The sequence below is a fragment of the Rhodococcus sp. AQ5-07 genome, assembly GCF_009707305.1.
Taxonomy (GTDB): Bacteria; Actinomycetota; Actinomycetes; order Mycobacteriales; family Mycobacteriaceae; genus Rhodococcus_F; species Rhodococcus_F erythropolis.
Genome location: NZ_CP046099.1, coordinates 5,038,632 through 5,050,926 on the forward strand (window position 1 = coordinate 5,038,632; position 12,295 = coordinate 5,050,926).

The following is a 12,295-nucleotide window of genomic DNA, read 5'->3' on the forward strand; positions in this document are numbered from 1 at the left end:
TGCGTTGCGTAACCTGTTGATGGACTTTCGACTGAAGGCAAGGACGGACATTGATGTCGCTTTTCTCGGGTAACCGAAACACTTGTGCACGCGCGATCGCGGTCGGCGCCTTGGCGCTCGCCGCGGGTGGCGCGCTTGTCGCGTGCGGTAGTGACGACTCCACTGCAACCTCCAATCCGGTCACCACGACGTCCGCTGCGGCTTCGTCCTCGAGCGGTTCGGCGTCTGCGTCCGCCTCTGCGACCACGACGGCGTCGGCTGCGCCCACCAGTCCAGGAGCAGCAGCCACCGCGCCGCCGGAGCAGCCGCAGAGTATCGAAGGCTTCCCGGGCCCCACAGTCGTCGAGGTCAGTCCAGAGGCACAGAAGTTCCTCGACGGACTGAAGGCGAAGGGCATCACCCCAGCCGGTGACGGAAGCATCGCCGTCAACACGGCCAATTACATCTGCGCTGCCGGTCCTCAGACCGACGACGAGGTCCTGACCTTCGTGACTGCCTTCGTCGGCCAGGAAGCGTCGGCGGAAGGCAAGCAGATCACTCCCGAGCAGGCAGGTGCGAACGCTCAGATCTATATCGACGTCGCCAACACCACCTACTGCAAGTAGGCGCGGGTCATGGCGAGGTCTGGAAAGCGTCGTGGGTGCCTGATCCCGCTGCTGATCATTCTTGTGGTCGCAGCGGTCGTGATCGGCGGTTGGTACATCCTGGCCGGGCGGGTGCCTTCGCCGACTCCGATCCCGCCGAGTCCGGAGCCGCCGGTGTCTCAGCCGGCCAGTTGCCCCGATGTCCAGGTAGTAGCCATACCGGGTACGTGGGAGTCGAGTGCTACCGACGACCCGTACAACCCGACGGCCAATCCGGCGTCGTTGATGCTGAACGTGACCCGTCCTCTTCAGGAGAAGTTCGATAGTTCGAGGGCCGACGTCTACACCGTTCCTTACGTCGCACAGTTTTCGAATCCGGTTGCGATCCCGCCGGACGGACAGCAGTCCTACAACAACAGCCGGGCTGCGGGAACTGCTGCCACTAACGACTTTCTGATGAAGCGGCACGCCGAGTGCCCGCTCACGAGCTACGTCCTGACCGGATTTTCCCAGGGCGCGGTGATCGCGGGTGACGTCGCCGCGAGTATCGGCGACGGTACCGGCGCGGTGCCTGCCGATCTGGTTCTGGGCGTGGGCTTGATTGCCGACGGTCGGCGCGATCCGGCGTTCGGGAACACGGTTGGCCCGAGCGTTGCCGGTGTCGGCGCCGAGCTGTCGCTGAACGGGCTGAAGCTTCCCGGTCTCACGATGACCGGCCCGAGGCCAGGCGGATTCGGCGACCTCAACGACCGGACTTATCAGATCTGCGCGCCGAGCGACGGTATCTGCGACGCTCCGGCCGCCGCTCTCAATCCGACCAACTGGTTGAGTTCGGCGCCGCGGCTTCTCGAGTACTACAACAACCCTGTGCACGCGATGTACAACTCCTTCCAAGTCGATCCGAACGGCACGACGGCCACCCAATGGATGGCACAGTGGGCTGCGGAGAAGATCGACGCCGCACCGACACCGCCCCACAGTTGAGTCACCGCCGCACTGTTGATTCGTCACAATCGGGCGTCTCGGGAGTTCGCTCGCGGGTAATCTGCTCGTTTGGTCCCGGTAGAGTGCTGCACGGTCCGGGGGCGTCCTCTACAGTGCTGTCACGTAAGTGACTGGCGAGTAGGTTCGATTTGTCCGGTTTCGAAGTCCGAGTACGACGTACGTGTCCATCACAGGAGAATCGCTATATGAGTTCCACCCACGGCAGCGATGCCCTACGCAAATTCCGGTTTGCGGCCGGTGGCGAGGGCAACGCCGAAGAGGGTGGTGCGCGACGTTTCATCAAGCTTGCGCAGAAGGCCGAGGAACTCGGCTACGACTCGTTCATGATTCCGGACCACCTGGGTAATCAGGTCGGACCGATCGCCGCTCTGGGAGCACTCGCAGTGGCCACGGACAAGATCCGTCTGGGCACTGCCGTGTTGGCCAACGGCTTCCGCCATCCTGCTGTGCTCGCGAAGGACGCGGCGACTATCGACGTGCTGTCCGGTGGCCGACTCGAACTCGGTATCGGCGCAGGCTGGATGAAGGAAGAGTTCGACAAGGGCGGCATCGCATACGAAAGCCCCGGCGTTCGCATCGAGAAACTCGAGGAGTCTCTGCAGATTCTCGACACACTGCTGCGCGGGCAGGAATGCACTTTCGAAGGCAAGCACTATCAGGTGCGTGGCCTCAAGGGCAGCCCGCGACCGCGGCAGGGCCCGCGGCCGCCGATCATCGTCGGAGGCGGTGGACCGAAGATGCTCGCTCTCGCCGCGAAGTACGCGGACATCATCTCGGTCGCCACCCCGACCAACCGTGACGGGCGGCTTCTGCTCTCCGGAATCACGATGGAAAAGACCATCGAACGTGTCGAGCGGATCCGCGAAGCTGCCGGCGAGCGTTTCGATGAGATCGAACTCAACTGGACCATCACCATGATCATGATCACCGACGATCGAGAGCAGGCTGCCGAGATGGCAATCGCCGCTCTGGACCAAGGTTTTCCGCCGAACATCGAAGTGGATCGTAAGCTGAGCGTGGAGGAGTTGCTGAACTCTCCATACCTGGCTGTGGGCACTTTCGAGGAAATCGCAGACCAGATTCGACTGGTCCGCGAGAAGACGTCGATGTCGTACGTCGGGGTCTTCCCGACGCAGATGGAAGCGTTCGCCCCGATCATCCCGTTACTGGCGGGCGAGTAGGCCGGAGAATACGGACGATGCGAATCTGTAACATATCGATGGTTTGGGATCGATGAAGTGATTCAGGTGAGTTGCGCACAAAGTGCGATTCGATTGATCGAAGATGGACCCGAGAGAGCGAAGGAAGTCTGGGGCGCAGGCATGAAAGACAGTGCTTGTGTGATCGCTTCGGAGGAGATGGAATGAACGCGCTGTTCGATGGCTTTCTCGACGAGAAGGGCCAGATCCGCCTGCAACCAGGCTTCACGCTGGTCGACTACGTCGAGCAACACTCGCGTGTCAACGCGGACGAGCTCGCGTATCGGTACATCGATTACTCACGCGAACGTGACGGTGAAGCCCTGGAGCTGACCTGGGAGCAGTTCGGTGTGCGTCTGCGCGCTGTTGCGGCCCGTCTGCAGCAGGTCACCAAGCGTGGCGACCGTGTCGCGATTCTTGCTCCGCAGGGGCTCGACTACGTCATTTCGTTCTTTGCCGCCATTCAGGCAGGTTCCATCGCGGTGCCGCTCTTCGATCCGGACGAGCCTGGTCATACCGACCGTCTTCACGCTGTTCTCGGTGACTGCAAGCCGACTGCGATTCTGACTGCCGCTTCGTCGGCAGCCGGTGTTCGTCAGTTGTTCCGCTCGCTTCCCGCTGCCGAGCGTCCGCGCATCATCGCCGTCGACGCGATTCCCGACACCGTCGGTGAAACGTGGGTTCGTCCCGACATCGAACTCGACGACATCGCGTACCTGCAGTACACCTCCGGTTCGACCCGAGTTCCCGCCGGCGTGGAGATCACCCACCGCGCTGTCGGAACGAACGCGCTCCAGATGGTCGACTCCATCGAACTCAACGAGGACTCACGCGGCGTCACGTGGCTGCCGCTGTTCCACGACATGGGCCTGCTGACGGTCATCCTGCCTGCTCTGGGCGGCAAGTACATCACCATCATGAGCCCGCGCGCTTTCGTGCAGCGGCCGTACCGGTGGATCAAGGAACTGGCTGCGGTTTCCGACGGCGCAGGCACCTTCGCCGCCGCTCCCAACTTCGCTTTCGAGCACGCTGCCGCGCGCGGCCTGCCGAAGGACGGCGAGACCCTGGACCTGAGCAACGTCATCGGCCTGATCAACGGCAGTGAGCCGGTCACGACGTCGTCGATGCGCAAGTTCAACGACGCTTTTGCTCAGTACGGTCTGCCCAAGACTGCGATCAAGCCGTCGTACGGCATGGCCGAGGCGACGCTCTTCGTCTCCTCGACCAAGCATTCCGACGAGGCCAAGGTCATCTACGTCGACCGCACGGAACTCAACAAGGGCCGCATGGTCATCGTCGACCAGTACTCCGAGAACGCCATCGCACAGGTCTCCTGCGGGTACGTCTCGCGCAGTCAGTGGGCGGCGATCGTCGATCCCGAAACTCTGACAGAGGTCCCCGACAATCACGTCGGCGAGATCTGGTTGCACGGCGAGAACATCGGCATCGGCTACTGGGGTCGCCCCGACGAGACGGCGGAGACCTTCCACAACAAGCTGGACAATCGGTTGAGCGAAGACAGCCACACCGAGGGCACGCCGGCGGATGCCAACTGGATGCGTACCGGCGACTTCGGCGTCTACGTCGACGGCGAGCTGTACATCACCGGCCGCGTCAAGGACCTCGTGATCGTCGACGGTCGCAATCATTACCCGCAGGACCTCGAGGCTTCGGCTCAGGAAGCCAGCCCCGCCCTGCGCCCCGGCTTCATCGCTGCGTTTGCCGTCCCGGCCAACCAGCTGCCTTCTGTCGTGTTCTCCAACACGCACTCGGGTCTGAAGTTCGACGACGACGATTCCTCGGAGCAGTTGGTCATCGTGGCCGAGCGTGCTCCCGGCGCAGGCAAGGCCGATCCGCAGCCGATCGCGGACACTGTGCGTGCGGCGATTTCTTCCCGTCACGGTGTTACGGCCCGAGACATCCTGCTCGTCCCCGCGGGTTCGATTCCGCGTACGTCCAGCGGCAAGATCGCTCGCCGCGCGTGTAAGGCGAGTTATATCGAGGGAACGTTGCGAGGCGGCTATCAGCAGACCGCATTCCCCGATAGCGTTTGAGGAGCAGTCCCTTCATGATCGGTGGCTTGGTGAGTTGATGGTTGAACAAGATGGTGTGCAGAGCAAAGACGTTGTGAGCGAGATGAGTGTCGCGCAGTTGCGTGAGTGGCTTCGCAACTGGATCGCCGACGCGACCGGTCAGCCGGTGTCGACGATTGTGGACGACCGGCCGCTGGACGAGTTCGGACTCGCCTCGCGGGACGCAGTTGCTCTGAGCGGAGACATCGAGGATCTGCTCGGTGTCACGCTGACCGCCACGATCGTCTACCAACACCCCACCATCGCCTCGCTGGCTACTCGGATCATCGAAGGTGAGCCCGAGGCGCCGGAGGAGACCGTCGACGCGTCGTACTACGTCTCAGGCGCCACGACGGACGCCCACGACATCGCCATCGTCGGACTGTCCACACGATTCCCCGGTGCCGGGCACACGCCTTCGGACATGTGGGAAATGCTGGCGGCCGGACGCGACGGCATCAGCGACCTCCCCGAGGACCGCTGGGCCGAGTTCATGTCGGATCCCGCCATCAAGGCCGCGGTCGAGAACGCCAACACCAAGGGCGGGTACCTCGACGACGTCAAGGGCTTCGACGCCGAGTTCTTCGCGATGTCTCCGCTCGAGGTCGTCAACGTCGATCCGCAGCAGCGCCTCGCACTCGAACTCGCGTGGGAAGCGCTCGAGCACGCGCGCATTCCGGCCAGCGGGCTCAAGGGCAAGCAGGTCGGTGTTTTCATCGGCAGTTCCGCCAACGATTACCAGTTGCTCGCGGTCAGTGATCCGACGACGGCGCACCCGTACGCACTGACCGGAACGTCGACGGCCATCGTCGCGAACCGGGTTTCGTACTTCTTCGACTTCCGTGGACCGTCCATCGCTCTGGACACCGCGTGCTCGTCTTCGCTGGTTGCCGTTCACGAGGCTGTGCGTTCGCTGCGCAGTGGTGATTCCAACATCGCGCTGGCCGGTGGCGTCAACATGCTGCTGGCCCCTCCCGGAACCCTCGGTTTCGACCAGACCGGGATGCTCGCTCCCGACGGCAAACTGCGTGCATTTTCCGCACACGCTCAGGGAATCGTTCGTAGTGAGGGCGGCGGACTCGTCGTGCTCAAGCGTCTCGAAGACGCCGAGCGTGACGGCGATTCCATCCTCGCGGTGATCGCCGGATCCGCGGTCAACCAGGACGGCCGTTCCAACGGATTGCTCGCGCCCAACCCGGACGCCCAGGCCGACGTGTTGCGTTTCGCGTACCGCGACGCCGGCATCGTGCCGACCACAGTCGACTACATCGAGGCGCACGGAACGGGCACCGATCTCGGTGATCCCATCGAGGCCGACGCGCTCAGTCGTGTCGTCGGTCGTGGCCGTGACGACGACAAGCCAGCTCTGCTCGGTAGTGCGAAGACCAACTTCGGGCACCTGGAAGCAGCTGCGGGCGCCGCCGGCCTGATCAAGGTCGTTCTGGCGATGCAGGAAAACAAGATTCCCGCGACGATCAACTACCTGGGCCCGAACCCGCACATCGACTTCGAGAAGGCGCACCTGCAGGTGACGCCCGAGGCCACCGACTGGCCGCGCTACACCGGCAAGGCCGTCGCCGGCGTTTCCGGTTTCGGTTTCGGCGGAACCAACGCGCACGTCGTGGTCAAGGAATACGTGCCTGCCGACGTGGCAGTCGATGAACCAGTCGTGGATGCCCCGGTAGCTGACGAACCGGCAGCAGAGGACGAGAGCACCGTTGTGCTGGCTGTGTCCGGTGCGCTGCCTTCGCGTCGTCGCCGCGCAGCTGCAGATCTGGCCGACTGGCTCGAAACCGAAGAGGGAAGCAAGACGCCCCTCGCCGACGTCGCCCGCACACTCGCGCGTCGCAACCACGGACGCTCGCGCGCCGCTGTTCTGGCGAAGACGCGGTCCGAGGCCATCAGCTCGCTGCGCGCCGTCGCCGCAGGCAAGCCGGCTCAAGGAGTCTTCTCGGCCGACTCGCCGTCGCCCAAGGGCGCGGTGTGGGTGTTCTCGGGCTTCGGCTCGCAGCACCGCAAGATGGCCAAGCAGCTCTACACGGAGAACGCGGCTTTCAAGGCAGCCGTCGACGAGGTCGATGCGCTGATCCAGGACGAGGCCGGCTACTCGATGGTCGAGATGTTCCTCGACGATGCGATCGAGTACAACGTCGAGACCGCACAGGTGGGAATCTTCACCATCCAGGTCGGTCTGGCCGCATTGCTGCGTCACCACGGCGCTGAAGCCGAAGCCGTGGTTCCGCACTCGATGGGTGAGGCCGCTGCCGCATACGTGTCCGGTGGTCTGAACTTAGAAGACGCTGTGCGCGTGATCTGTTCACGTTCACGGCTGATGGGTGAGGCCGAGGGCGCACTCGTCGGCGACGACATCCGTCTGATGGCACTGCTCGAGTACAGCGCATCCGAGATCGAGGCGCTGCTGCCCACGTATCCCAAGCTCGAGGTCTGCGTTTACGCAGCTCCGACGCACACGGTGATCGGTGGACCGCAGCCGGACATCGAGGCGATCGTCGCGGCCGCCGAGGCCGACGGCAAGATGGCGCGTGTCCTGCAGACCAAGGGTGCCAGCCATACTTCACAGGTGGATCCGCTGCTCGGCGAGCTTGCCGCGGAGTTGGCCGGTATCGAGCCGACCACGTTGAAGCTCGGCGTCTACTCGTCCGTCGACAAGGACACCTTCTACCGTCCCGGTCACGAGCCGATCCATCAAGAGGCGTACTGGGTCAAGGGCCTTCGCCACAGCGTGTACTTCACCAATGCGGTACGCGGTGCAGTTGCCCACGGCCACACCACTTTTGTCGAGCTTGCACCCAACCCGGTGACGCTGATGTCGGTGGCGGCTACCGCGTTCGATTCGGGCCTGCACGACATGGAACTCATCCAGACGCTCAAGCGTAAGGAAGACGAGTCCGCGGGTGTGCTTGCCGCTCTCGCGCAGCTGTACGTGCACGGCCATGCCGTGAACCTCGAGTCCTTGCTTCCTGCAGGCGATTTCGCCTCGGTTCCGCGTACTGCATTCCTGCGTAAGCCGTACTGGCTCGACATTCGCGTCAGTGCCGGCGGTTCGGCTCGCGTACCCGGCTCGCACGTCGCTCTGCCCGACGGCCGCCACGTGTGGGAGGTCGACGCATCCGCCGTCACCGATCTGGCTGTGCTCGTGAGCGCTGCTGCCGGACAGGTGCTCTCGGATGTCGCTCTCACCGCTGCCGTTCCGCACGGTGAACTGGCCGGCGCTGCGACCCTGACGACAACCCTCAACCCGCATCCGGGTGGAGCGTCGGTGCAGGTGCACGCACGCGAGGGCGCTACGTTCCGTTTGCTGTTCGATGCCGTCGTCACGTCCGGTGAGCCGCTGCCCGAGCTGGTCATTAGCGCGCCGGTCAAGACCAGTGCGCCGATGGAAACCCTGGCCGAGGTCGTCGAAGACGCCGGAGACAAGTGGGATCCGAACGGTTCGCAGAGCCTCGACGACCGCCTCAAGATCGTTGTGGCCGAGTCGATGGGGTACTCGCCGGAAGATCTTCCGGCCGAGGTTCCGCTCATCGAACTGGGTCTCGATTCGCTCATGGCGATGCGTATCAAGAACCGCGTCGAGTACGAGTTCGACATTCCGCAGCTCCAGCTCCAGGCAGTCAAGGACGCGAGCCTCAACGAGGTCAACAAGTACCTGCGCTACGCGATCGACAATCGCGAAGAGGTTCAGGCGATGGCCGACAAGCAGGCTGCCGAGAAGTTGGCAGCCGATGCGGCTGACGAGGACGCTGCTCCCGCTGAGGAGTCGGTGGAACTGCCGGCGACTGCTCCGGTTGCTGCTGCGCCTTCCGATCCTTCTCGAGCCGGAACTGCCGACGATGCCGGCTCCGATGTTCCGCCGCGAGATGCGGCCGAGCGCTTGACGTTTGCGACGTGGGCCGTCGTCACCGGGAAGTCCGCCAAGGGTATTTTCAACGATCTGCCGATCGTCGGTGACGAGGTCGCCGAGAAGCTTGCTGCTCGGCTTTCCGAGCGTGCGGGCGGCGAGATCACTCTCGACGACGTTCTCGATTCCACCACCATCGAAGAGCTCGCGGACGTCGTGCGCCAGTACCTCGAGGACGACGGCAAGATCGACGGACTCGTACGCACTCTGCGTGCCCGTCCCGAAGGTTCCACTGCCGTACCGGTATTCGTCTTCCATGCTGCCGGTGGTTCGACGGTGACGTACGAGCCTTTGCTCAAGCGCCTGCCCGCCGGCACGCCGATGTACGGGTTCGAGCGGGTCGAGGGCTCGATCGAAACCCGTGCTGCTGCTTACGTTCCGCTGCTGCGTGAGATCCAGGGCGACGGGCCGTACGTACTGTGTGGCTGGTCGTTCGGCGGCGTGATGTCGTATGCGGTCGCGAAGTTGCTGCGTGAGCAGGGCGCTGACGTGCGTGTGGTCGGACTGCTCGACACCGTCATGGCCGGCGAGGTAGTGCCGGACACCGAGGCGGAACGACGCAAGCGTTGGGAGCGCTACGGCAAGTTCGCCAAGCGCACCTACAACCTGGATGTTCCGCTGCCGCTTGACGTTCTGGCCTCCACCGAAGCGGACGAGGATCAGATCCAGATCTTGATGGACATGATCAAGATGAGCGGCGCCAAGATTCCCGGCGGCATCATCGAGCATCAGCGGACGTCGTGGTTGGACAACCGCGCCATCCAGACGGCCGAGTTCAGCAGCTACGACGGCGACGTCGTGCTCTACATGGCCGACAAGTACCACGACGAGCTGATGACGCTCGAGCCCGCATTCAAGACCCGCAAGGCAGATGGTGGTTGGGGTGACTACGTGAAGAACCTCGAGGTCGTCTACATCGGCGGGGACCACCTGCAGATCGTCGACGAGCCGTACATCGCGAAGGTTGCGGCAGACCTCACCACCAAGCTGGCCCAGATCGAGACAGCTCAGACCAAAACAGCGGAAACCGGAGTTCAGAAGTGACGACAACCACCGCGGAGAAGCTCGCTGAACTCCGCGAAAAGTTGGAGAAGGCAAAGGAACCGGGCTCGGCTCGGGCCATTGCGAAGCGCGATGCAGCAGGGCACAGTACGCCGCGCCAGCGCATCGACATGTTGCTCGATCCCGGTAGCTTCGTCGAGGTCGGCGCCCTGGTGAAGATGGCGGGCGAGGACAACCCGTACAGCGACGGCGTCATGACCGGTCACGGAACTGTCGACGGGCGTCCGGTTGCCGTGTTCGCGCACGATCAGACTGTGTTCGGCGGTGCCGCCGGAGAGATGTTCGGTCGTAAGGTCGCCGCCGTCAACGATTTTGCACTGAAGGTGGGCTGCCCGGTCGTCGGTATCAACGATTCCGGTGGAGCTCGAATCCAGGATGCCGTTTCCTCATTGGCTTGGTACGCCAACATGGGTTCACGTCAGGAGCCCTTGTCCGGCGTCTGCCCACAGATCTCGGTCATCCTCGGTAAGTGCGCCGGCGGTGCCGTGTACGCACCGATCAACACCGACGTCGTGGTCGCGACCGAAGAGTCGTACATGTTCGTCACCGGACCCGACGTCATCAAGTCGGTCACCGGCGAAGAGGTCAGCCTCGAGGATCTGGGCGGAGCGCGCAAGCAGGCGGAGTACGGAAACATCCATCACGTCGCTCCCGACGAGAAGGCTGCATTCGACTGGGTGCGTGAGTACCTGAGCTTCATGCCGTCCTCGTGCACGGAGAAGGCGCCGTTGATCAACCCGGGTCTCGAACCCGAGATCACCGAGTCGGATCTCGAACTCAACGCCTTCATGCCGGATGCCGACAATGCCGGCTACGACATGCACGACATCATTCTGCGGATCTTCGACGACGGAACCTTCCATGAAATCGGAGCCCAGGTCGCGCACAACGTGATCACCGGGTTCTCCCGCGTCGACGGCCTGCCCGTCGGCGTCGTGGCCAACCAGCCCACGTACCTCAGTGGCGCCCTCGATGCGGACAGCTCCGACAAGGCTGCCCATTTTGTGCGCCTGTGCGACGCTTTCAGCATCCCGCTCGTTTTTGTCGTCGACACACCAGGCTTTCTTCCCGGCGTCGATCAGGAAAAGGTCGGTGTCATCAAGCGCGGCGGGCGTTTCCTGTTCGCGTACATCGAAGCCACTGTCCCGAAGGTGACGGTGGTGGTTCGTAAGGCGTACGGCGGCGGTTATGCCGTCATGGGTTGCAAGCAGCTCGGTGCCGACATCAACCTCGCGTGGCCGACCGCTCGTATCGCCGTGATGGGTGCCGAGGGTGCCGTCAACATCATGGGACGTCGTCAGCTCGCCGAGGCGGGAGAGAACGCACCCGCGGTGCGTGCTCAGTTGATCAACTTCTACAACGAGTTCGTCGCGACGCCGTACATCGCGGCTGAGCGCGGATACATCGACGCGGTGATCGAGCCTTCGCAGACGCGTCTCGAAATCCGCAAGGCTCTGAAGTTGCTCAAGGACAAGACGATTTTCAAGAACCCGCGCAAGCACAACTTGATGCCGCTCTAATTCTTCTTGTCACCGAGGGCGTCGAACTGGCGGCGTAGCGCTTCTATCGCCGCCAGGACGGCAGGTCTTTCGCTGTCGGTCCGCCAGGCGAGGTAGATGTCGCGGCCCAGCGGCGGAAGGGTGTCGAGCATTCGAACACCTTCCGGTGGTACAACTCTCGCCAGGCGCGGGATCAAAGCGACGGCGAGGCCCTGAGCGACGAATTCGACCTGGGTGGGAAACTCGGCGACCTCGTACTCGATTCGTGGGTCGAACCCCTGCGCGCGCAGGGTCCTGACGGTGAAGGTGTGAAAGTCCGTTCCCCGGGTCCACGTCGCCCAGGCATGCTCGGACAGCTCGCTGAGCGCGACGACCTTGTTCTCCGCCAGCGGATGTGACGCGGGGAGAGCAAGCAGCGCCACGTCGTCGTACACGGGCGTGAAGGAGACTCCGTCGGGAAGTTCGACGGGCAGAGTGCTCCAACTGTCGACCACCACGACGTCGAGGTCGCGGCGAATCAGTGCGGGGAGCAGTTCTTCGGATTCGCCTTCGTTGAAGGTGATTTCGAGCTGGGGGTGCGCGTGCCTGATCTCGGCGATGGCTCGCGGCAGCACTGTCCTGCTGGGGGAGACCAGGGCCCCGATGCGTACGCGGCCCGTCACCTCGCTCTGCAGCGACGCGATTTCCGCCTCGGCCTGGGCGAGCGTCGAGAGAACCTCTGCGGTTCGGCGCGCGAGGATCCGGCCCGCTTCGGTGAGTCGCACACCGCGGCCCTGCGGTTCGAGGAGCGGAACACCGACCTCGCGCTCGAGCTTGTTCAACTGCTGCGAAATTCCGGAGGGTGTGACATGCAAGGTGCGGGCGGCAGCCGCTACTGATCCGTTCTCGGCGACAGCGTGCAGGGCGCGAAGTCTTTCGAGATTCAACACAGTAGCAATGCTACCGAATATACGGT

General features: G+C 63.5%; 7 protein-coding genes. 6 read left to right on the top strand and 1 reads right to left on the bottom strand.

Translation table 11 applies throughout. The features are described from left to right. Positions 1–53 precede the first annotated feature (53 nt). The 6 genes from GJB56_RS23440 (at position 54) to GJB56_RS23465 (ending at position 11,361) form a co-directional block, all read left to right on the top strand. Complete coding sequence (locus GJB56_RS23440; RefSeq protein WP_021342459.1) at positions 54–605, top strand: DUF732 domain-containing protein; 552 nt, start codon at positions 54–56, stop codon at positions 603–605. A 9-nt stretch (positions 606–614) separates the two neighbouring features. After that, positions 615–1,568, top strand: coding sequence for a cutinase family protein (locus tag GJB56_RS23445; RefSeq protein WP_019746409.1), 954 nt, complete (start codon positions 615–617; stop codon positions 1,566–1,568). Between the two features lie 206 nt (positions 1,569–1,774). Further along, positions 1,775–2,770: an LLM class F420-dependent oxidoreductase gene (locus GJB56_RS23450; protein WP_020968111.1), complete on the top strand. Its 996-nt coding sequence runs from the start codon at positions 1,775–1,777 to the stop codon at positions 2,768–2,770. 182 nt (positions 2,771–2,952) lie between these two features. Next, on the top strand, positions 2,953–4,842 hold the full coding sequence (gene fadD32, locus GJB56_RS23455) for a long-chain-fatty-acid--AMP ligase FadD32 (RefSeq protein WP_003943899.1): 1,890 nt from the start codon (positions 2,953–2,955) through the stop codon (positions 4,840–4,842). Between the two features lie 37 nt (positions 4,843–4,879). Then, the gene (gene pks13 / locus GJB56_RS23460) at positions 4,880–9,823 is read left to right on the top strand and encodes a polyketide synthase Pks13 (RefSeq protein WP_113683449.1); all 4,944 of its coding nucleotides are present in this window, start codon (positions 4,880–4,882) and stop codon (positions 9,821–9,823) included. Next, positions 9,820–11,361 carry an acyl-CoA carboxylase subunit beta gene (locus GJB56_RS23465; RefSeq protein WP_019746413.1) on the top strand — a complete coding sequence of 514 codons (1,542 nt, stop codon included), beginning with the start codon at positions 9,820–9,822 and terminating at the stop codon, positions 11,359–11,361. The genes pks13 and GJB56_RS23465 overlap by 4 nt, the downstream gene beginning before the upstream one ends. Here GJB56_RS23465 and GJB56_RS23470 read toward each other — a convergent pair. Further along, positions 11,358–12,269: a LysR family transcriptional regulator gene (locus GJB56_RS23470; RefSeq protein WP_020968113.1), complete on the bottom strand. Its 912-nt coding sequence runs from the start codon at positions 12,267–12,269 to the stop codon at positions 11,358–11,360. The genes GJB56_RS23465 and GJB56_RS23470 overlap by 4 nt on opposite strands. Positions 12,270–12,295: the final 26 nt, after the last annotated feature.